This is a genomic window from Marinomonas sp. BSi20584, assembly GCF_002792415.1.
Lineage (GTDB): Bacteria > Pseudomonadota > Gammaproteobacteria > Pseudomonadales > Marinomonadaceae > Marinomonas > Marinomonas polaris.
On sequence record NZ_KZ454882.1, the window covers coordinates 46735 to 68857 of the forward strand.

General features: G+C 42.2%; 17 protein-coding genes. 6 read left to right on the top strand and 11 right to left on the bottom strand.

Annotated elements, in window-relative coordinates; all coding sequences use genetic code 11:
• Nucleotides 1-9: 9 nt before the first annotated feature.
• Entirely contained in the window at nucleotides 10-1464 is a 1455-nt protein-coding gene (locus TY87_RS13800) for a TrkH family potassium uptake protein (RefSeq protein WP_072838185.1), read from the bottom strand.
• 265 nt (nucleotides 1465-1729) lie between these two features.
• Between TY87_RS13800 and TY87_RS22925 the strand changes: the two genes are divergently transcribed.
• A complete protein-coding gene (locus TY87_RS22925) occupies nucleotides 1730-1855 on the top strand; it encodes a hypothetical protein (RefSeq protein ID WP_269777514.1) in 126 nt (41 codons plus the stop codon).
• Nucleotides 1856-1951: 96 nt separating this feature from the next.
• On the opposite strand, the gene TY87_RS13805 is transcribed toward TY87_RS22925, so the two are convergent.
• The 9 genes from TY87_RS13805 to TY87_RS13845 all read right to left on the bottom strand — a co-directional run bounded on the left by TY87_RS13805 (nucleotide 1952) and on the right by TY87_RS13845 (nucleotide 12310).
• On the bottom strand, nucleotides 1952-2884 hold the full coding sequence (locus TY87_RS13805; protein ID WP_100187511.1) for an electron transfer flavoprotein subunit alpha/FixB family protein: 933 nt from the start codon (nucleotides 2882-2884) through the stop codon (nucleotides 1952-1954).
• Complete coding sequence (locus TY87_RS13810) at nucleotides 2884-3633, bottom strand: electron transfer flavoprotein subunit beta/FixA family protein (RefSeq protein ID WP_100187512.1); 750 nt, start codon at nucleotides 3631-3633, stop codon at nucleotides 2884-2886. Before TY87_RS13810 ends, TY87_RS13805 begins: the two co-directional genes overlap by 1 nt.
• 20 nt (nucleotides 3634-3653) lie before the next feature.
• Complete coding sequence (locus TY87_RS13815; protein ID WP_072838188.1) at nucleotides 3654-4070, bottom strand: acyl-CoA thioesterase; 417 nt, start codon at nucleotides 4068-4070, stop codon at nucleotides 3654-3656.
• Nucleotides 4071-4100: 30 nt separating this feature from the next.
• Nucleotides 4101-5954 carry a feruloyl-CoA synthase gene (locus tag TY87_RS13820; RefSeq protein WP_100187513.1) on the bottom strand — a complete coding sequence of 618 codons (1854 nt, stop codon included), beginning with the start codon at nucleotides 5952-5954 and terminating at the stop codon, nucleotides 4101-4103.
• 133 nt (nucleotides 5955-6087) lie between these two features.
• The gene (locus TY87_RS13825) at nucleotides 6088-7866 is read right to left on the bottom strand and encodes an acyl-CoA dehydrogenase family protein (RefSeq protein WP_198432097.1); all 1779 of its coding nucleotides are present in this window, start codon (nucleotides 7864-7866) and stop codon (nucleotides 6088-6090) included.
• A gap of 13 nt (nucleotides 7867-7879) precedes the next feature.
• The gene (locus TY87_RS13830; RefSeq protein ID WP_100187515.1) at nucleotides 7880-8647 is read right to left on the bottom strand and encodes a 3-hydroxyacyl-CoA dehydrogenase; all 768 of its coding nucleotides are present in this window, start codon (nucleotides 8645-8647) and stop codon (nucleotides 7880-7882) included.
• Between the two features lie 79 nt (nucleotides 8648-8726).
• Entirely contained in the window at nucleotides 8727-9485 is a 759-nt protein-coding gene (locus tag TY87_RS13835; protein ID WP_072838192.1) for a crotonase/enoyl-CoA hydratase family protein, read from the bottom strand.
• Nucleotides 9486-9509: 24 nt separating this feature from the next.
• Entirely contained in the window at nucleotides 9510-10712 is a 1203-nt protein-coding gene (locus TY87_RS13840; RefSeq protein WP_072838193.1) for a thiolase family protein, read from the bottom strand.
• Between the two features lie 32 nt (nucleotides 10713-10744).
• Nucleotides 10745-12310 (bottom strand): acyl CoA:acetate/3-ketoacid CoA transferase, encoded by a 1566-nt coding sequence (locus TY87_RS13845; protein WP_100187516.1) that lies wholly within the window; start codon nucleotides 12308-12310, stop codon nucleotides 10745-10747.
• 329 nt (nucleotides 12311-12639) lie between these two features.
• Between TY87_RS13845 and TY87_RS13850 the strand changes: the two genes are divergently transcribed.
• From TY87_RS13850 to TY87_RS13870, 5 genes are all read left to right on the top strand, one after another.
• Nucleotides 12640-13674, top strand: coding sequence for a TRAP transporter substrate-binding protein (locus TY87_RS13850; protein WP_072838414.1), 1035 nt, complete (start codon nucleotides 12640-12642; stop codon nucleotides 13672-13674).
• A gap of 303 nt (nucleotides 13675-13977) precedes the next feature.
• Nucleotides 13978-15015, top strand: a complete 1038-nt coding sequence (locus TY87_RS13855) for a TRAP transporter substrate-binding protein (protein ID WP_072838195.1) — start codon at nucleotides 13978-13980, stop codon at nucleotides 15013-15015.
• A 27-nt stretch (nucleotides 15016-15042) separates the two neighbouring features.
• On the top strand, nucleotides 15043-15546 hold the full coding sequence (locus tag TY87_RS13860) for a TRAP transporter small permease (RefSeq protein WP_072838196.1): 504 nt from the start codon (nucleotides 15043-15045) through the stop codon (nucleotides 15544-15546).
• Nucleotides 15539-16858 carry a TRAP transporter large permease gene (locus TY87_RS13865; RefSeq protein ID WP_100187517.1) on the top strand — a complete coding sequence of 440 codons (1320 nt, stop codon included), beginning with the start codon at nucleotides 15539-15541 and terminating at the stop codon, nucleotides 16856-16858. The genes TY87_RS13860 and TY87_RS13865 overlap by 8 nt, the downstream gene beginning before the upstream one ends.
• Nucleotides 16859-16989: 131 nt before the next feature.
• The gene (locus tag TY87_RS13870) at nucleotides 16990-17448 is read left to right on the top strand and encodes a MarR family winged helix-turn-helix transcriptional regulator (protein WP_072838198.1); all 459 of its coding nucleotides are present in this window, start codon (nucleotides 16990-16992) and stop codon (nucleotides 17446-17448) included.
• A gap of 130 nt (nucleotides 17449-17578) precedes the next feature.
• Here the strand turns inward: TY87_RS13870 and TY87_RS13875 are convergent, their stop codons facing one another.
• Nucleotides 17579-21877: a PAS domain-containing hybrid sensor histidine kinase/response regulator gene (locus TY87_RS13875; RefSeq protein ID WP_100187518.1), complete on the bottom strand. Its 4299-nt coding sequence runs from the start codon at nucleotides 21875-21877 to the stop codon at nucleotides 17579-17581.
• Between the last annotated feature and the right edge of the window lie 246 nt (nucleotides 21878-22123).

Below are 22123 nucleotides of genomic sequence, written 5' to 3' on the forward strand. Positions count from 1 at the left end.
AAATGCTTATTAATGACGCCACATTACGGGGAAGAAAAGCACCAGCACAGTAAAGTATTCCAAACGCCCCAAGATCATCGCAAAACTCATCAACCAAGTACCTGTGTCGCTTAGTGGTGAAAAGTTACTGCCAAGCTCAGCAAAACCCGGTCCCAGCACATTCAAGCAAGCAGCCGTGGCGCTCAAGGATGCCATAAAGCTCATGCCTGTCATCATCAGCAAAATCGTAAAGAACACGGTAACCATAGCAGCAAGACACATAAAGCCCATCACAGAATGACGAACATCTGCACTGATCGTTCGCCCCTGAAACTTCATCGCAAAGACACCATTTGGATGCACCAAACGCTTTAATTCCAAAGAAATAGATTTCAAAGAAATAATATTCCGAATCACTTTATTACCGCCCGCTGTAGATCCTGCACAGCCGCCAATATAACCAACAAAAATCAATACTATTGAGGTCACTGCAGGCCAAGCACCAAAGTCGGTTGCGGCAAATCCGGTGCTGGTAATAAACGAAATAACATGAAAGAACGACTGCGTAATAGATACCCAAAGCCCGTCTTCTGAACCTGTCTGGAAAAGAAACAAAGCCAATAATAACGCCACAAAAGTAATGATTTTAAGAAAGCCACGCGTCTCTTCGTCTTTCCAATACAGTCTAATGCTACGGGCAATATAAATACGATAATGCAAAGCAAAGTTGACCGCGCCTAGCACCATGAAAAGATTACAAATCCACAAGATTAACGGGCTTTTAAAATAGCCCATGCTGGCATCATGAGTTGAAAAACCGCCAGTGGATACCGTGGTAAAACTGTGGCCAATGGCATCAAACGCCGACATACCAGCAAAGTAGTAACTCAGTGCACACAAGCCGGTAATAGCCAAATACACCATCCATAAATAATGGGTTGTACTAGATACACGAGGAGAAAGCTTATCGTCTTTAATCGGCCCCGGCGTTTCCGCTTTTAACAAACGCATGCCACCGATGTTTAACATAGGAAGAATCGCCACCACAAAGATCACCACACCAAGACCGCCCATCCATTGCAAAAACTGGCGATACATCAAAAAGGTCGGCGGCATATCATCCAAACCAGACAACACAGTAGCGCCCGTAGTCGTCAAAGCACTAATGGATTCAAACACGCCATCGGTAAAGGAAATATGCGTAACCGATATGATAGGAATCGCACCCAATACACCAACAGCTAACCAAGTTAACGTGGCAAACAGCATGGCTTCACGAGTATTTACGGAGGGTAAAGGGTATTTTTTAAAGCCCAATAAAAGAACCAAAGATATGGTAAACGTAATCAAGGCTGGCGTCGCAAAAGCACGCCCAACATCATCTTTAAATAACATAAAGGACAATTCACCGAATACAAACTGCACCACACTCATCCATAAACACGGCATAGTCAGCAAACGCATAATCAACAATGGGCGAATCATGAGTCGTCACGACTCCTATAAACAATCTGCACGGTATAAAAACATCTTTTATAGAGGGAATATTTCAACAGAACTATAGGACCGAGGCACGCTATTGATCCTGATGCACACTATAAGTCAATAAAGCTAAATTCAAAACTTTTCATTACCGCAAACAAACATTTTAAGAAAGCCTATTTCGCAAATAGTATGGACGAATTATGAAACCTGTGCTTTTATTAAATAAAATAACAATGAATAAAAGCGCCAACAAAAGGAACGATCTATGGAAAACATGCTACTCGTTGATTTTTTTCACCTTTCAGCTCTTGCCACCACAGTTTGCTGTTTTTTAGTTATCAGCGGCAAACGCGTCATTGAACTTTGCTCGCAAACCAATTCAAGCAAATAAAAAAACCGAGCCTAAGCTCGGTTAAAGTCACCAAATTCACAACAGACTGCCTAACTTAATGCTAGGCGGTCATATTATCTATACTCTAATACAATTCTAAAGTTTGCTTGTCATTTCAGGAAGCACATCAAAAAGGTCGCCGACCAAACCATAATCTGCAACTTGGAAAATAGGCGCGTCTTCGTCTTTGTTTACCGCCACAATCACTTTTGAATCCTTCATGCCAGCCAAATGCTGAATGGCGCCAGAAATACCAAACGCCATATACAAATCTGGCGCAACAATTTTACCCGTCTGCCCGACCTGAAGATCATTCGATACAAAACCCGCATCAACTGCTGCACGAGAAGCACCAACCGCTGCGCCTAGTTTATCAGCTAAGGCTTCAACCAGCGCAAAGTTATCGCCACTACCAACACCACGACCACCAGATACAATACGGCTAGCACTAGCAAGATCAGGTCGCGCCGACTCGGTAATGTCATCTGATTGCCAACTAGACAAATTACTATCAGCAATAAAATCTACCACTTCAACAACACAGGCTTGATCATTCTGTTGAGTACTTTTATCAAATGAAGATGCTCGCACTGTAATGACTTTTTTGTCGTCTAACAGGGTTACCGTCGCAATGGCATTACCGGCATAAATTGGACGTTTAAACTGATCTGTGCTCAATACAGCGGAAATATCAGACACTTGACCAACATCTAATAAAGCGGCCACTCTTGGCATAAAGTCTTTCGATTCAGAATTAGACGGCGCGACAATATGCGAATAACTCGCAGATAAATGCACGACTAAATCGCCCATTGGCTCAGCCAATGCGTATTCATAGGTATCAGCATTTGCGCAAAGGACCTTAGTGACGCCAGACAAACGAGCTGCTGCATCCGCGACCGATTCAATGTTTTTACCTGCCACCAGCACATGAATCTCATTACCAATGGCTTGAGCTGCCGTCAACGCAGATAAAGTAGAAGACGAAAGTACGCTTGAATTATGTTCTGCAATTAATAAAGTCGTCATTAGATCACCTTCGCTTCGTCTTTTAATTTACTGATCAATTCATCCACCGACGCCACTTTAATACCGGCACTACGAGTTGCAGGCGCTTCAACCTTATCTATTCGGCAATGCGCCTTTGATGTCACGCCTAAATCTACCAAAGATAGAGTCTCTAGTGGTTTACGCTTGGCTTTCATAATATCAGGCAATTTAGCGTAACGCGGTTCATTAAGGCGTAAATCTGTCGTAACTATCGCAGGCAATGTAAGTGCAATAGTACGTAAGCCGCCATCAATTTCACGAGTAACGAGTGCTTTATCACCGTCAATAACCAACTTAGAAGCAAAGGTTCCCTGTGGACGTTTTGTCAAAGCCGCCAACATTTGTCCCATTTGATTATTGTCTGAATCAATCGATTGCTTGCCAAGAATAACTAATCCAGGTTGCTCTTTTTCAACCACGGCAGCAAAGGCTTTGGCGACATTTAAAGGCTCAACGTCGCTTTCAGCTTCAACCAAGATGGCACGATCGGCACCTAACGCCATGGCGTTGCGAAGTTGCTCTTGGCTTTGTGTTGTTCCAACACTCATCACGATGACTTCTGACGCAACACCTGCTTCTTTAAGGCGAACCGCTTCTTCAACAGCGATTTCACAAAATGGGTTCATCGCCATTTTGACATTGGTTAAATCCACATTGCTTTGATCTGCTTTAACACGAACCTTGACGTTGTAATCAATGACTCGTTTAACACCCACTAAAATTTTCATTCTTTCATTAACCTTTCTGTTTAACCATGACTCAACATTTTGGCTCTGATGTCATCTGGGATTGGTTTGGCTTTAAGAACACCTTCTGCATTATGACAAGCCCAGACACGTTTTTCCGTGCATTCGACCGCTAAGTTACCATCATTAAAAAGCTGATGACGAATCCCAAAGCTAGCACGACCGACTTCAGTAATTTCGCTTTTGATAACCACCTTATCACCGAACTTAGAAGGCTTAAAAAACTGCGAGCGAGTATCGACCATTGGAAAGCCAACATCCTTTAACTCGTCTCGAATATGTCGAAGCGTATAACCCATCGCTTCAAACAAGGCGCCAGTTGATGCATCAAAGAATGCAAAATAACGCGGATAAAAAACAATATCGGCAGGGTCACAGTCGCCCCACTCGATTTGTAATTGACGCTCATTTTTAAACATGATGCTGCCTCTTTAAAATTATGGTTCTTCTTAAAGACTGATAACTAAGTCTGATAAGGGTTCTTGGTACAAAAGCTCAATTTGATCTTCTCGATGAGCTTGTACCGCACGCTGATTCAACGAACCTTTATCAGTAACTTCATGGGCATCAATACTGGGTGGAATCGCCTGCAACAGAATGCGTTGTACGACTGTTGAACTGCCCGTACTGTTATTCGAAAACTCAACCAACTTTTGTTTGAAAGCTTCACGAACTGCAAAATGTGCGATGATTTCTTCATTTGTCTCCATCAAATCATGAGGAAGAATCGCCTGACAATGAGCCCAATCCGGGAAAATTAACGCGCTAATATAACCACGGTTTGTGCCACACAAGACAACATCCTGTACAAATGGCGCAAACGCGCTGATGAACTTGGCACGCAATGTCCCAGCACTTACCCAAGTTCCGCTATCTAGTTTAAAATCTTCCGAAACACGGCCATCAAAACGGAAGCCGCGCTGTGGTTCGTTTTCATCAAGATAAGCGAAAGCATCGCCTAGACAGTAATAACCATCTTCATCAAACGCCTTTGCGGTCAACTCAGGTTGACGCCAATAACCTGGCATCACGGTTTCCGCTTTGACACGTGCTTCTAATTTGCCCTCGTTTGGAACAAGCTTGATAGACACACCCGGTGCTGGTACACCGATAACGCCTGAAGCGGATTCCTCAACCGAAGCAAATGTCGCTGACGGTGCAGTTTCAGTACAGCCTAAGCCGGTTACCATGGGGATTTTCTTGCCAGTATACTTAATCGCCAAGGCATCCAAATCGTCCCAAATATGCTGAGCCAAGCCTGCTGCGGCAAAAAATGTAAACTGCAAGCGTGAAAAAAACTTCTCAGCCAAATCATTATCGGCTTTTAAATTTTTCACTAATAACTCAAAGCCCTTTGGCACATTGAAATAAACAGTTGGAGAAACCTCAGCCAAATTCTTTAAGGTCTTAGCAAACAATTTTTCGGTTGGTTTGCCATCATCAAGATACAAACTACCGCCATTGTACAAAGCAATACCGATATTATGATTGCCGCCAAAGGTATGATTCCAAGGAAGCCAATCCACCATAATAGGCGGCTGATCTTTAAAGAACTGCATAACCTGATGAATCATCACTTGGTTGGCGCAAATCATTCGCTGAGTATTGATAACGCCTTTTGGCATACCCGTTGTGCCAGAAGTGAAAAGCACTTTAGCAATGGTATCGCCATTCACTTGAGCGTTCTTTTCATTTATCGAGTCAGATTCAGGAAAATCCCAAAATGACTGAAATGAGAGCGTTGGATTTTTAATTTTCTGCGGAGTAATGTCGCCTTTAATAACAGCAACTGGCGTATCCAGATCTTTGCAAACCGCTTGAATAGCATTTTCATAAGGTGCAAGTTCATCCACCACAATTAAACCAGGCGTCAATATATCGAAGATATGCTGTAACTTGCTATAGTCTGTAGCAACCAAAGAGTACGCTGGAGACACAGGGGCATGGGCAATTCCCACATACATACCAGCCAGCGCCAACATCAAATGTTCTAGACTGTTGCCACATAGAAAAACGATAGGACGCTCAACAGAAACTGGCTGAGTAATTAACCAAGATGCAATTTTACGCACTCGGGTTACTGCTTGTGCGTAGGTCACTTTCTGCCATTCACCTTGATCATCACGTTCTGCAACAAACATTTGATCAGGTGTTTTTGCCGCCCAATATTCAAGCTGATCCGTCCAACACCGCGCATACTCATCTAGCGCTCTTTGGCTATTGATGATTTGCACTCCGCCTTCGCGATTTTCAATGTGGATAGGATGCGCTACGACCTTAATTGGATGAAATTCACCGTTCATTTTTTGCTCCCACTCTCATCTTTTGCCCTTAAAAGGCACTTTGATTATTTTTATGGCTAGAGTTTTAGGGAGTGGTTTATAAACCACTGCCGAATTGTTATTGTTTTCTCGACTTCAGACCTCTCGGTCTATTTCAAAATTCATACTCACTGACACCCGCGCCAGCGTTTTCAACGACCTTCAAAGCAGCCATCGCAGAAGGCAAACGATAAGCACCATAGAATGCTGCCAACGCTCTAAGATTCTGCATATAGGACTCGTCAGTGTTCTCTTGTACTTGCTGATAAGCCAACACATTTAATAACTGCCAAGTGCAACATAAGATGCCCATCGCTTCTAAAAAAGGCACCGACACAGCATGTAAAGACGTTGCATCGCTGCTACTGGTATTCCCCTGAGAGTTAAGCAAGTGAGAATCCAACAAAGACGTCACTTTAGTAACCACTTGCTGGGTTTCTTTTGCCATGGCAGCGAACACTTGGTCAGATTCAAATGAGCTCGCCAACTGAGTAATATCTGCAAGTAACTCAGTCAAGGCTTTGCCCTGATCACCACGGACTTTTCTAAACATCAAGTCACGGGCTTGAATGCCGGTTGTGCCCTCATATATCGTCGTGATTCGAGCATCCCGCATGATTTGCGCAACACCAGTTTCCTCAACAAAGCCCATACCGCCAAAAACTTGAATCACCTGTCCCGCCATGACATTGACACGCTCTGTCGCAAAGGCTTTAAAAATCGGAGTAAGTAAAGCGACTCTGTCTTTTTTGATTTGATTGCTTTCCGTTTTATCAACAGCTGATTCAGTTGCATCAATTTGTGCTGCAATCTGATAACCCAATGCGCGTAATGCAAAAGTTTCTGAACGCATTTCTAACAACATACGTTTCACATCAGCATGTTCAACAATGGCCACTTTTTCGCCTTGGCTATTTGTACCCTGAGTTCTTTCTTTGGCATATTCCAATGCCCGTTGATACCCTAACTCACCTAACGCTACACCTTGCAAACCACAACTTAAACGAGCTTCGTTCATCAGTACGAACATAGCCATTAAGCCTTGATTCAATTCGCCAACCAATTCACCAACGCAGTCGTCTTGATCACCGTAACTAATGGAGCAAGTTGGGCTGCCATGAAGTCCCATTTTGTGCTCAATGCCAGTACAGTGAACATCGTTAAACTCACCCAAAGAGCCATCATCAGAAACACGATATTTAGGTACGATAAAAAGCGAAATACCACGACTACCCGCTGGCGCATCAGGCGTTCTCGCGAGCACCAAATGGGCAATATTATCGGTAAGATCATGATCACCATAGGTAATGTAAATCTTCTGGCCTTTGATTTTATAAGTGCCATCTTGTTGTAGAATAGCCTTGGTATTCAATGCGCCTAAATCAGAGCCAGCATTGGGTTCTGTCAACGCCATGGCGACTGTCCATTCACCGCTAACAATCTTTGGCAAATAGCGCTTTTGAATAGATTCGTTGGCAAAGGCCAATAAAATTTCAGAACCACCTTGTGCCAAGGCATGAAACATCACAAAGGCCAAATTCGCCGACAACCACATTTCGTTCACAGGTTGAGCTATGTACTTTGGCAGACCTTGACCACCAAACTCCTCGGGCAACGCCAAGCCAATCCAGCCCGATTCAGCAAATTGCTGATACGCATCTTGCCATCCATCTGGTGTGATCACATTGCCATCCTGAAAGCGGCAACCTTGCATATCACCAACTGAGTTCAGTGGTGCAAGCACTCCAGCAGCAAATTTCGCTGCCTCTTCCATCACTGCATTGGCTAGCTCTGGATCAAAACCATCCAATGAATCATAAGCATCTAAGCCTTGTTGCTGATAGGCTTGTGCTACCAGCAACTGCATGTCTTTATAAGGAGCTTGATAAGTCATCATCTACTCCGAATTACTTCGCGGCCATACGAATCGCACCGTCAAGACGAATCACTTCGCCATTCAACATGCTGTTTTCGATGATATGTTGAGCCAAAGAAGCGTATTCATCAGGTTCGCCAAGACGCGGTGGAAATGGTACAGATTCACCCAAAGACTTTTGCACTTCTTCTGGAAGCACATCCATCATTGGTGTTTTAAATAGACCCGGCGCGATAGTCATCACACGAATACCGAAGCGCGCTAGTTCACGGGCAATCGGTAACGTCATGGCGCAAACACCACCTTTTGAAGCCGCGTAGCCTGCTTGACCAATCTGACCATCAAATGCTGCTACAGATGCGGTATTAATAATCACGCCACGCTCTAAATTGGCTTCTTGTTCGTTGTGCTGCATTTTGTCTGCAACCAAACGAATCATGTTAAAAGTACCAATTAAATTAACCGATACCGCACGCTGAAATGATGCTAAACGATGTGGACCTTCACGGCCGACGATACGTTCTGCGCCTGGAATACCAGCGCAGTTCACCAAACCACTAATAGGACCAAACGCTTCTACGGCTTTATCGACCGCATTTTGTACCGATTCTTCGCTGACGATATCTGTCACGCAACCTTGTACACGTTCACCTAAAGAGGCTTTCACACGTGCTAAACCTTCTTCATTTACATCCGCTAGAGTGACTTTTGCCCCTAGACCATGTAAACGACGCGCAACCGCTTCACCAATACCAGAAGCAGAACCTGTAACCACAAAATGTTTGCCTTGAATTTGCATAAAATACACCTTTAATTTGCTTTGTTATTTTTAGAGCAACATCATTTACAAAAGAAAAATCTCTTACAGAAAAAAGCGCCTAGGATTTTTTACGATTCAAAAAAGCATCAATACGAGCTTTTACTTCGTCGCTGGTTTGCGTAATACCGCAAATCAATGACTCGGTGTACAAACCTTCTTGCGCAGACATATTGCTAATACGGCTAAGCCCTGTTGTCATTGCCCAGTTAGAATATTTAGAGTTTTTACCAATGCCTTCTGCGATCTCAAACGCCTTCGCCAACGCTTCACCATTACCAACAACATAATGTGCTAAACCAATACGCAAGCCTTCGTCAGATCTTACGTCTCGCCCTGTTAGCATCATTTCTGTCATACGGCTTGCTCCAATAACACTCGCCACGTTTACAGAAGCACCACCACCGACAAAAATGCCGTGCTTGCCTTCAGGTAAACGGTAAAAAGTATTTTCTTCGGTGACTCGAACATGAGCACAAATAGCCAACTCCAAACCACCACCAATAACCGCACCATGCATCGCTGCCACAACAGGAATACCAGAATCACGGATATGACCAAAGACGCGATGCCACATATTGGAATGCTTAACCACCTCGAAAGGCTCGCGGGCTTTATGCTCTTGCAAATCAAGGCCAGAGCAGAACTCAGGACCATTTCCGGAAAAAACAATGACATTTACGTCATCGGTTAAATTCAAAAAAACGTGTTCAATCTCAAGACATAAGCTGTCATTGATGGCATTTTTCTTTTCTGGGCGATTAAGCTGCAAATGCGCCACGCCATTCTCTACGGAATAATTAATAAATTGATAAGTCATCTTGGATTACCTTTAATCTTATAATTAGCGATCTGAAACCTTGATTACTACGGCCATTCCAGTGTCCCCAGCAGCACACCCAGTGAACAAACCATAACCGCCGCCGTTGATAACCAGCTCTTCAATCAACTCAATAATGGCGCGCATACCGGTTGGTCCTTGAGGATGCCCCCAAATCAAAGAACAGCCGTAGTTGTTCATTGTCATCACATCAATGCCCATGGCTTTTGCAAAGGCCACATCGTTAACCGCAAATGGATTGTGTGTTTTGATGGCTTTGACTTGTTTAATATCGATACCCGCAACCGCTAGCGCACGTTTCGCAGCTTCTATTGGTGCAGCTGGCATGAAAGCAAGATCATCACGTGCTTGACCAAAACCTAGTACTTCAATCTTGATTTCAGGACGAGAAGTAAGGGAGGTCACTTCTTCAGATCGGCAAAGAATTGCAGAGGCATTACCATCAGCAGGATGAGTTTGGTTACCGAACGTAATTACTCCGCCTTCTTGAATCGGTTTAAGTTTCTGCAAACCTTCTAGTGTGGTTGGAAAAACTCCTTCATCACCTGTGATCACGGTCTCTTCTTTTTTGAAGTTGGCCGTTGGAACAGATAAAGGCAGCGTCATGTAACGCTTTTGAAAAGCTTGATCATCTTTTAATGCATCTTGGTACTGTTCGTAACGACGATAAGTGACTGTGTCTAATTCTTCACGAGTGATATCAAAACGCTTGGCAACGTTTTCACCAGTTTGCATCATCGAATGACCGCCAATACAATCGTTCATCATGTTGTAGGTCACTTGATCTTCTGAAGATCCAGCTGGGCCTTTCGCATTCGGGTAATAAATATGCGGACCATTTGAACAACGGTCTGCTGTCATCAAAAATGAGACATTCGCCATACCGCACACAATCTCTGATGCGGCAGCAAACAAACCACGCGCACTGGTCGCACATACCTGATTGACCGCATGACCCGCTGTATTCACAGCACCAATTTCATATAAAGGCCAAGGTGCGCCGTTAAAAGATTGATATTGGTTGATCGTCATGCCCAATACGCCAGAATCAAATACCAGCGGATCAATATTGCGTTTTGCCAATTCGGCTTTTGCCACATGAGCAGCAAACTTCATCGAGTGCAAATGCTGCAATGAACCTTGCCACTTGGTAAACGGAGTACTCCAATAAGCACCGTAAGGGATTTCTACATTCTTGATCGACATAAAATTTTCTCGCTTATTTATTCTTGTTGTTTTTACTGACCAGCCGCAGCCATCATGTCACCCAAACCACCCCACTGCTCAGCAAAGATAGCTGCTGGCATGGTTTTAATATCGTCAGCTATGATCGGACGAAACGCCATCACACTTAGTACATCTTTTTCTAAATCTAATCCCGGTGCAATTTCGGTTAATACCATGCCTTCTTGGCGTAGTTCTAACACACAGCGTTCAGTTACAAACACCACAGGTTTATGGTTTTCTCGCGCTACAGCACCACTGAAAGTAATGTGATCAACGGCTTCGACAAATTTCTGCACCTTGCCTTCTTCTAATACTTTCATCTTGCCGTTTTCAAAGCCAAGTTTGGCGCCATTCACTAAAGTGCCGCAAAACACGACTTTTTTAGCGCTCTGGGAAATATTGATAAAACCACCCGGCCCGACTACTTTTGGACCAAATTTACTAACGTTTAAATTGCCTTCTTTATCTGCTTGCGCCAGTCCCAAGAACGCAATATCTAAACCGCCACCGTCATAAAAGTCGAACTGAGCTTCATGTTCAATAATGGCATCTGCGTTCCACGCAGCACCGAAATCACCACCAGATGCAGGAATACCGCCGTATGTGCCAAGCTCAGTTGTTAAGGTAAATAAATGAGAGACTTTTTCTTCCGCAGCGATGGCCGCCACGCCATCAGGCATACCAATACCAAGGTTCACCATAACGTTGGCTTTTAGTTCCATTGCAGCACGACGGGCAATCACTTTACGGTCGCTGAACGGCATTGGTGGTAAGGCATTTAGCGGCACACGGGAATTACCCGCTAAACCTGGGTTGTAGGTTGTTGTGATGGTTTGTTTGTGATCTTCGGCTGGGGCAACGGTGATGTAATCCACCAACACACCAGGAACTTTAACTTCTTTTGGATGAATAGAATGGCGTTCGGCAATATATTTCACTTGCGCAATAACAATACCACCACTGTTTTTAGCGGCTTGAGCCATAGGCAAAATTTCCGCCAACATGGCTTCTTCTTCAACTGACAAATTACCGTCTTCGTCTGCAGTAGTCGCACGAATCACTACGACATCTAATGGGAATTTTTTATAAAGAAGCCATTCTTCATCTTCAATTTCAATGCGTTTAACCAGATCTTCTGTAGTTAAAGACGTAACTTTACCGCCGCTAATCAAAGGATCAACATAGGTTCCCATGCCAATTTTAGTAATCACACCTGGTTTATTTCCCGCAATTTGACGCCACATGGTGGTCAATACACCTTGTGGCAGTAAATAAGCTTCAATGGCATTATCCGTGATCATCTGCGCCATTTTGGGTGCTTGGCCTGTGTGACCAGAGATCAAACGTTTAACTAGATTTGGATGCGCCATGTGCGACATGCCAGCGTCTTTTCCATCACCACAACCGCAGTCATGAATAAGTGTTAACTGCTGCGGATGGCCTGTTTCTTTAAAACGTTGCTCAACCGCTTTGGCTACAGCTTCGGCAAAATAAGACATGCCCACTGTTGACCAAGCAACGTTGGCACCATCAGAAATCAAGTTAGCGGCTTGCGCTAGGGAAATAACCTTACTCATTTTTACCCTCACATCTCTTTTATTTATTTGGTTAATCGGGCTTTAGTTTGTCGACTTTATTTTGTCAGGAATAATTCTGTTGTACACCACAACTATTTTTTTTACAAACATTTTGTCTGGGTGTTACTTTTTTTGAATACCTTGGGTGAAAATTAAATAAATACAAATGTTGAAAACAACAACAATTTATGTGAAAAACAAACTATGGTTTAGAGGGTAACAAGAAAAGCGGCCAGATAACGACTATGGCTGACTGTGCTAAAAGCTCACTGAACGACTGAATGAATGAAAATAGCGCTATAAATAACAATAAAATCAAAGGTGAAAAAATGAAAAAAATCCAACTAGCAGGCTTGGCTTTAATGGCTGGCTCAATGATATCTATGAATTCATTAGCTGCGGAGCCAGAGTATAGCCTCAAGCTACATCACTTCCTTCCGCCGATGTCTATGGCTCATACCCAATTTCTTGAGCCTTGGGCTAAAAAAGTAGAAGTCGAGTCAAATGGTCGAATTAAAATAGATGTCTATCCTGCAATGCAGTTGGGCGGTAAAGCGCCACAATTGTTTGATCAAGTGAGAAAAGGCATTGTCGATATTTCTTGGACTGTGGCTGGCTACACTCCTGGCCGTTTCCCTAAAATGACGTCATTTGAACTGCCATTTATTCCGGGCACAGCCAAAGCTACCAGCATGGCATTGCAAGAATACGCAGAAACAGAAATGCAAGATGAACTAAAAGATGTGCATTTAATTGCAGCTCATACTCATGCTCCCGGATCTTTTCATTCTAGAGACAAAGCCATTAAGACATTAGAAGATATAGAAGGGCTAAAAGTACGAGCGCCAAACAAAGTCATGTCAGATGCATTTAAAACTATTGGTACAAACACAATATTTCTACCAGTGACTGAAATGCCAAGCGCACTATCAAAAGGCGTAATTGATGTCGCTGTATTACCATTCGAAGTCGTTCTACCAACAAAAATTTATGAGCTAGTTAAACACCACACCGAATTTAAAGGGGCTGGCTTATACGCCAACACCTTCATATTCTCTATGAACAAAGATCTCTATGACAGTATGCCAGCAGATTTACAGAAGGTTATCGATAACAATTCAGGTATTACGTTAGCCGGACATATTGGTGATTTGTTTGATAATTATGAAGTTTTTGCTCGTAAATACGCAGTTGACCAAGGCAACAGCTTCGATTACATCGAAGGGGCTGAACACCAACGCTGGGAAAAGGCTATGGCTCCTGTGACAGAGCAGTGGCTTCAAGATATGAACAAGGATGGCTATGACGCTCAGCGCCTTTTAGACAAAACCAAATCTCTTATCAAAAAATATAATGACTTTTAAGCGATAGGTTTATTGCAATAAAAAAGCAACTACCGGCATGAAGCGCTCTTTTCTAGAGCGCTTTTTAGCTTTTTTAAGAAGAATGTTTTTTTTGAATACCTTGAGTAAAAATTCTATAAACATGATTGTTGAAAAGCACAACAATTTATGTCACAAAGGATATAATTCTTAAGCATAAGCTAGAAAAGAAACAAAAATGACATTGTATTCAGCGATTATGGAAGGTTGTGAAATGTCATTAGAAATAGCAAAAAAACACTTAATAACAAAAACCACTTAATAAAAAAAATAAAGGTGATAAAAATGAAAAAGTTCAAACTACAAAGCTTGGCGTTAATTGCTGGCTCTATAATGTCAATCAATGCGATAGCTGCAGAGCCTGAATACACCTTCAAGCTTCACCATATGCTTCCTCCTGTGTCTAATGCACACACAAATATTCTTCAGCCTTGGGCGGATAAAGTAGAAGCTGAATCCAATGGCCGTATTAAAATTGATATCTACCCAGCCATGCAATTAGGTGGCAAGCCACCACAGCTTTTTGACCAAGTTCGTAAAGGCGTTGTCGATATCACTTGGACTGTAGGTGGCTATACCCCAGGACGATTCCCAAAAGCGACAGTATTTGAATTACCTTTTATTCCGCTAAACGCTCGCATTACGAGTATGGCATTACAAGAATATGCTGAAAAAGAAATGCAAGATGAATTAAAAGACGTTCATCTGCTTGCCATGCACACTCACTTCCCAGGCTCACTTCATTCTCGTGATAAAGACATCAAATCACTAGAAGACCTTAAAGGTCTAAAAGTTCGTGCGCCAAACAAAATGATGGCTGACATCTTCAGCCAACTAGGCGCTAATACTATTTTCATGCCAGTACCAAGCATGCCGAGCGCCCTCTCAAAAGGCGTTATTGATGTAACAACGCTGCCTTTCGAAGTGGTTAAACCGCTCAAAATTGAAGAATTAGCACCACATCACACTGTGTTTAAAGGTGATCACGGCTTTTATACTCAGTTCTTCATTTTCGCAATGAATAATGATTCGTACGCAAAGCTTCCAGATGATTTAAAAGCCGTAATAGATCGTAACTCTGGCGTTAATTTAGCGGGCTTCTTCGGTGATGCATACGATGCTTATGAAATTGGGGCTAATGGTGATGCAGTAAAACGCGGCAATACGTTCAACTCAATTGAGGGTGCTGAGTTTGATCGCTGGAAAGAGAAATTTGCTCCAATTACAGCTCAATGGCTGAAAGAAATGAATGCTGACGGTTACGATGGACAGCGTCTATTAGATGAAGCTAAAGATCTTATCAAGAAGTATGAAAACTTTTAAGCCATACCGCACGTAGGATAATTAAACATGATACGTTTTACTACCGACTTACAGCGCTCTCTCCTAGGGCGCATCTCGGACATATTTGCACTGACAGGTGGGTTTATCATGTTAGTGGTAGCGGCGGTTACCGTCGCTAGCATTATTGGTCGAACCACTATAGGTCAATCGATAGAAGGCGATTACGAAATTACAGAAATGGGCCTAGGTATGGCCATATTTCTTTTTCTCCCTGCTTGCTATATACGCAAAGGCCACGTCATTGTTGATTTGTTTACAGCCAACTGTAAACCAAGCACCCTGCTCACTTTAGAAGTGATTAGCGACATAGTGTTTACCGTTGTTTCTTTTACTTTTGCTTATCGTATGAGTTTGAGCGGCATGGAAGCAAAAGAATATTTAGAACAAAGTATGCTACTTGAACTCCCCACTTGGTGGACTTTTATTATTGGTGTCGTTGCAATGACACTGTGCGGCCTATGCGGTCTATATCGCTTGTTCGCTACGCTTCGTGGAGGTAATCATGAGTAATATCGAATTGGCTTTTTTGATGATGGCGGTGCTACTGGTTTTAATGAGCATCCGCATTCCAATTGCGCTATCCATGTTAGTGTGTGGTGCTGTTGGTTACTCGATGATTGGCGGTTTTCCCGCTTTATTAGAATACCTAGGAACCACACCGGTTTCTAAATTTTCAAGTTATGATTTATCGGTCGTACCACTGTTCCTACTAATGGGCGAACTGGCTACCCGTTCTGGCATTACTGCTGAACTTTTTAGAACCTGTAATACTTGGATTGGACGTCAACGTGGCGGTATTGCTATGGCTGCGATTGCTGGTTGTGCAGCCTTTGGTGCCATTTGTGGATCATCATTAGCAACAGCATCAACCATGGGTAAAGTTGCCTTACCAGAAATGAAACGACTCAATTACTCTGGTAGCCTTGCTGCGGGTGCTCTGGCTGCGGGCGGAACACTGGGAATTTTGATTCCACCTTCAATGGTGCTAATCATCTTTGCGGTACTTACCGAGCAAAATATTTCAAAAATGTTTATCGCTGCGTTTATACCGGGTTTTTTAGCGGCAGGCGGTTACATTCTCGCCATTGCGATTTATGTGCGGATATACCCTGAATCAGGTCCACGCGGTGAAAAAACCACCTTTGCGCAAAAGATAAAATCCACTAAAGACGTTTGGCACATTACAGGGATTTTTCTCATTGTGTTGGGCGGTATCTATCTAGGGATTTTCACGCCTACTGAGGCTGCATCTGTTGGTGTTATTTTGACAGCAATCCTAGCATTCACTCACGGAAAAATGCGCCTAGATGGTTTGCTAGTCTGCTTAATGAAAACGGCCGTATCTTCTGCAATGATCTTTTTCATTGTATTGGGCGCGGATCTTTTTAGTGTCTTTATCGCTCTATCAAGATTACCAGACTTGGGCGTGGAGCTTATTCAAAACTCCGGGCTTTCGCCTTATACCATCTTAGTCGTCATGCTTTTAACCTATTTGGTTATGGGTTGTTTCTTGGACAGCTTAGCGATGATATTGCTAACAATTCCAATCTACTTCCCTATGATTATGGCAATGGATTTTGGCATTCCTCAGGCAGACTTAGGAATTTGGTTTGGCATACTCGCCTTGATCGTTGTTGAAGTGGGGTTAATTACTCCCCCGGTTGGTATGAACGTCTTTATTATCAAATCGTTTGACGACTCACTGAAACTAAAAGAATGTTTCAAAGGCGTGATTCCATTCTTGATTTCTGACTTTGTTAGGGTTGCTTTGTTAATCCTCTTCCCTGGAATCACTCTTGGATTAGTCCACCTAATAGGCTAATACACATCAACAATAGCTGGAAACCAATCCAGCTATTGTTGTATAGAGAAGATTCTCAACAGTTTAGTGTTACACCAAATTAGTATTTTTATATTACAATGCTGGTTTATTTGATTAAAAATGAGACTTACATGGCAGACGATACAAAAAAAACAGACCAACCAGTAGACTTTGGAATACTAAATAACTTAGTTGGTTATCGCCTACGTCGAGCCCAAATGAACTTTTTCAGCAAGTTTTCGGAAGTCTGTTCTGACCTTGGCATTAGCCCTGGTTTATTCGCTATTATCGCCATAGTAGAACGTAACCCAGGGTTAACTCAAACTGCGGTAGCTCAAGCACTTGGCAATGACAGATCTGCTATGGTTGCAGCGGTCGACAAATTAGAAAAAATGGACATTCTCGAACGCCGCCCAGCTATCAATGATCGCCGTTCTTATGCTTTATTTATGACCAAAAAAGGCGAGAAGTTTTTCTTAACTCTAAGCGAACGCGTTATGGAACATGAACAAATCATGGCAGCACGTTTAGAAGGCGATAATGAACTAGATTGGTTACTAAAGACGCTAGATACCTTGTCTCATGGCTAAGGTTATTCTTGAAATCTAAAGTGCTGCGAAAGCTATCCGATTGAAACACGGCCTATTTTAAATATTGTTACTGATAAAAATAGCCTGATCATTATGTGATGATCAGGCTATTTTTTAATGCATCAACTAATTACTTTAGTTGAGCAATGATAGTAGCAAGCTCTTCTTCTAGCTCAACATGCAATGCAGTCGTGTTAATAGAAACCATGCAGGCTTCAATTTCTGTACTGTCTTCAGAGGTTTTTAATACACTTTCAAAGGCAAACAAGTGATTAGAAAGCTTCAGTAATCCCATCGTCAATGCTGCGCCTTTTAAAGTATGAAGGTGCTCACGTGTTTTTACTTTGTTTTTCTCATCAACGCCTTCTTTTATCTTTTCTAATAAATCATTTGCCTCAAGAGTAAAGCCTTCAACGACGCTTTTATAAAGATCAACACTACCACCAAAGCGACTCAAGATAGACTCTATGTCTTCGTATTCATTAGACTCTGTCGCTGGCTCGACAGGATCAGATGACGTGCTCTGACCTTCCTTATGTTCATTGTGCTTGTGCGAACTTGCCTGATGTTCACTTTCCTGATGCTTAATAACAGTGTACTTAAGGATACAGGCAACCATTTGGTCGATGTCTAATGGCTTACCAATGTGGTCATTCATACCAGCATTAAAACAAGCCTGACGATCGACTTCCGATACATTAGCAGTCATGGCAATAATAGGAAGTGTGGTAAATCTCGCATCTTTACGAATTTGTTTGGTCGCTTCCAAACCATCCACATCAGGCATTTGCATATCCATCAGTACCAAATCGAACATTTCCTCTTCTCGATTTAATACCATGGCAACGCCTTCTAACCCGCTTTCCGCCACCATTACACTAGCGCCTTCAGCAATCAATAATTCTGTCGCTACCTGCCGATTAAAAACATTGTCTTCGACTAACAGCAACGACACGCCAGTTAAGCGCCCTTCTTCACGACTATTACTGTGAACTATCTCTATGGGCGTTTTCACATCTGAGAGAGATTGATAAACAGCTTCTGATAATTTACTTAAGGTGACAGGCTTCAATAAATAGCCAGAGACAGACTCAAGTTCGCTTTCAGATTGATCGCTCATCATACTGGTTAATAAGATTATTTTTGGATGACTTTCAGATGAAGAAGTTACCGCGTTAATGCTTTCTATACTTTTTTGTCCGCTGAAATCAGATGTTTTTGTGTCTAATAAAACAACATCATAAGGCTTGCCCTGTTTGATAGCCTCGTGAACTAATTTGCTAGCATATTCAAGTGATTCGGCTTTTTCACTCATCCAGCCCAGACTGAGTGCCATACGAGCAAAAATGACTTGCGTCGCAACATTTGTATCAATAATTAAAATACGTAGCGCTTTTGACGATGTTTGATTAGGTATTTTTTCAACTTGAATATCAGCAATGGGTAAATCAATCGTAAAGTAAAAACGGCTACCTTCACCAAGAACACTGTCTACCTGTAAGGAGCCTCCCATTAACTCCACAAAACGACGACATATAACCAAACCTAACCCTGAACCACCGAAGCGTCGCGCCGTAGAAGATTCTCCTTGAGAAAACACATCAAAAATAGAGTCTATTTGATCTTTCGCAATACCAATACCAGTATCTTTTACAGATACAGACAAGCGCGACACTCTTGGATCAGTAGATAGCGGCTTGATTTCTAAAACTACGCTACCTTCTAGGGTAAATTTCACGGCGTTGCTTACTAGATTAATCAATATTTGCAGCAGGCGTAATTTATCGCCAATAAGATAAGCGGGAATGTCTTTATCAATATCAAAAATCAGCTCAACATCTTTTTCTAACGAACTTCCAGACAAGACAGTAGATAGTTCACATAATAATTCTTCGACTTCAAATGGCGCCTTCTCTAACTCTAACTTTCCAGCATCAACTTTAGAGAAATCTAAAATATCATTAATCAAACTCAACAAGGATTTCGCTGATATCTGCGCTTTTGACACATAGTCATTTTGTTGATGAGTTAAAGTCGTACGTTTGACTAAATGGAGCATGCCGAGAATTGCATTCATTGGCGTACGAATTTCATGGCTCATGTTAGCCAGAAAATTGGACTTTGCCGCGCTAGCAGCATCCGCTTCATCTTTGGCTTTTCGTAGCTGATCTTCTAACTCTCGCTCTTGGGTAATATCACGGTTAATGCCTGTTACTTTCGTCATCTTGCCTTCGGCATTTTTGTGCAAAGAAGCTCTGGCAAAAATAAAACGGACGCTATCATCTGGCAACACGATTCGGAACACTAAATTGTATTCATTAATTCCCTCAACAGCCTCTTTTAAAGCATTTTCGGCCATGTCTCTATCATCAGGATGAACTCGGTTATACCAATGTGCGTATTTAATCCCTTCTTGTTTTTGAGATTTAGAAAGGTGGTATATTTCAAACATTAAATCACTCCACTCAAGAGTGTCGTTTTCTATATCCCAAGTCCAAATCCCAAGCTCGGCAACTTCGGCAGCCAATAACAACTGATCTCTGGTAGAAATTAACTCACGCTGGGTTGTCTTTTGCTCGGAAATATCCATCGCGATACCAAGAAAACCAATCACTTCATCATCGCTACTTTTCATTGGTGTGACTACCAAGGAGACGGGGCGAGCAACGCCATTTTTAGCAATATAAGTCCATTCTTGACTATCGTAGTTCTCGCGTAATGCTTTAAAGATTAAGACTTCCAGATTATCAGTAACATGCGTTCCCGTTGCTTTAAATATATCAGCACGCTGCTGCTCTATCTCAGATTGTAAGTGAAACCCCACTGGTGTTCTCTGGCCGACTACTTCCTCAGTGGTATAGCCCAGCATTCTCTGTGCACCATGATTAAATAGCGTAATGATGCCCTTCGTATCAGTTGCAATGATTGAAACTTCTGACGACGCATTGACCACATCATTCAAGAGTAAGTTCAGATCAAGTAGTTCAGCGGTTCGCTCCTTAACTTGATGTTCTAAATTAGTATTCAACTCTCGGATTTTAGCTTCTGCCTTTTTACGCTCTGATATATCTCGAATACTTTGAGATACACCAATAATTCCATAGTCATCATTAAAAATAGGAGAAAATGTTAAAGAAACGGGAACTTCAGTACCTGCTTTAGTCGTTCTTCGAGTCTCTATCGATATCGACTCCTTTTTATCTTTGACACTAGAAAATATGCTTTTGTCTTCGTCTTGAAGTGAGTTTGGTACTAGCAGATCAAGTACTTTTTGCCCAATAACCTCCTCCTTTGTGTAACCGAAAATTGACTCAGCACCTTTATTCCAGCTAACAATAACGCCATCTAGATTTTTACTAATAATGCCATCGGCTGAGCTTTCTACTAACGCAGTAATTCTTGACTGATGGGCCATCACTTCGCGCTGACGAACCATGTTAACTCTAACCACGATCACCAAAATAGTACTCAGCAAACTGATTAAAAAGCCAACCACTAAAAATACAAATGGATCGGAAAGGTGTAGATCAGCAATAAAGGCTGAGGAAACATGTAATCTACTCTGCCAATGACGACCATAAACTAAAGTCGTTTGAACCTGTTCATAACCGTCATCTTCTATTTCACCGCTATTATAAAAGAGAATAGGGTCGTCTAAATCCGTAATATCAATAAGCTCATAATGAAATTTAGTAGGATCATAATTTAAGCCAGCCAGCACTTCTTCCATTATCAAAGGCGCGTAACTCCAACCAAAACCTTTTTCTATTCTCTCTGCCTGAGTTACTGGAGTACTACCACCACGGTAAATCGGCATTAAGATTAAAAAAGATTGCTGTGGTTTTCCTGAGGCTTGTACCAAGGTAATTGGGCCGGTTAGGCGGACTTCACCTGAGTATAAAGAGGAAGTCGCGGCTTCCCGTCGATTTTTCTCAGAAGCAATATCCAACCCTACAGCCTGACGATTGCGCTCCACAGGTTCAATATATTGAATGACATAATGCTCGTTGAAATTAGGATTAAGCATTTTTATAGAAAAGTCCGGCCAACCGTCTTGGCGAGCCAGTGATGTAAAATTATCTACGTCTGATTGTGGCACGCGACGAATAAAACCGAAACCACGGGCACCAGCGAACTCATTATCCACATCTCTCGATCGGCTATAATGTTCAAAAATATCGCGCGTTATCGTATTTTCACCAGCCGTAAGTACAGCACCGCGCGCACCGCGAAGTCCATACTGGTAGAGCTCTATTCTTGAAGCAACTTCCTGCTTTAAGTTAACGGATGTATCGTAAGCAGCCTGCTTAATTCTTTCTTCGTTTGAGTGCTGAACGTTATAAGTAATGACGCAAGTTATCAGCGTGCCAGTCAGCAAAGTAACCATCACCCAGCGGTTATAGATATTTTCAGATGATATCCAATTCACATTTGCCTCCTGGCAAGGATCTTATTCAGCATGGACACCTAAAAAAGGCGTAATGAAGCCAACTAAATTAATTTTTAAGTGTAGATGAATTAATAACTTATAACTTAATAATGTGCGATAAAAACTAGCTGAGATTACAAAATCTTACGCTCTTTAAATAAGGTAAACTTTCCTTTATAAGCAAAAACCCATTGCCATAAATCAACACATTAACTATAAAAAGCACATCATCAGCCTTTTTTAAGT

Excerpts from the sequence above, each read along its gene's own strand:
- TY87_RS13800 (WP_072838185.1), bottom strand. The coding sequence starts at position 1,464 with ATGATTCGCCCATTGTTGATTATGCGTTTGCTGACTATGCCGTGTTTA.
- TY87_RS22925 (WP_269777514.1), top strand. The coding sequence starts at position 1,730 with ATGGAAAACATGCTACTCGTTGATTTTTTTCACCTTTCAGCTCTTGCC.
- TY87_RS13805 (WP_100187511.1), bottom strand. The coding sequence starts at position 2,884 with ATGACGACTTTATTAATTGCAGAACATAATTCAAGCGTACTTTCGTCT.
- TY87_RS13810 (WP_100187512.1), bottom strand. The coding sequence starts at position 3,633 with ATGAAAATTTTAGTGGGTGTTAAACGAGTCATTGATTACAACGTCAAG.
- TY87_RS13815 (WP_072838188.1), bottom strand. The coding sequence starts at position 4,070 with ATGTTTAAAAATGAGCGTCAATTACAAATCGAGTGGGGCGACTGTGAC.
- TY87_RS13820 (WP_100187513.1), bottom strand. The coding sequence starts at position 5,954 with ATGAACGGTGAATTTCATCCAATTAAGGTCGTAGCGCATCCTATCCAC.
- TY87_RS13825 (WP_198432097.1), bottom strand. The coding sequence starts at position 7,866 with ATGACTTATCAAGCTCCTTATAAAGACATGCAGTTGCTGGTAGCACAA.
- TY87_RS13830 (WP_100187515.1), bottom strand. The coding sequence starts at position 8,647 with ATGCAAATTCAAGGCAAACATTTTGTGGTTACAGGTTCTGCTTCTGGT.
- TY87_RS13835 (WP_072838192.1), bottom strand. The coding sequence starts at position 9,485 with ATGACTTATCAATTTATTAATTATTCCGTAGAGAATGGCGTGGCGCAT.
- TY87_RS13840 (WP_072838193.1), bottom strand. The coding sequence starts at position 10,712 with ATGTCGATCAAGAATGTAGAAATCCCTTACGGTGCTTATTGGAGTACT.
- TY87_RS13845 (WP_100187516.1), bottom strand. The coding sequence starts at position 12,310 with ATGAGTAAGGTTATTTCCCTAGCGCAAGCCGCTAACTTGATTTCTGAT.
- TY87_RS13850 (WP_072838414.1), top strand. The coding sequence starts at position 12,640 with ATGAAAAAAATCCAACTAGCAGGCTTGGCTTTAATGGCTGGCTCAATG.
- TY87_RS13855 (WP_072838195.1), top strand. The coding sequence starts at position 13,978 with ATGAAAAAGTTCAAACTACAAAGCTTGGCGTTAATTGCTGGCTCTATA.
- TY87_RS13860 (WP_072838196.1), top strand. The coding sequence starts at position 15,043 with ATGATACGTTTTACTACCGACTTACAGCGCTCTCTCCTAGGGCGCATC.
- TY87_RS13865 (WP_100187517.1), top strand. The coding sequence starts at position 15,539 with ATGAGTAATATCGAATTGGCTTTTTTGATGATGGCGGTGCTACTGGTT.
- TY87_RS13870 (WP_072838198.1), top strand. The coding sequence starts at position 16,990 with ATGGCAGACGATACAAAAAAAACAGACCAACCAGTAGACTTTGGAATA.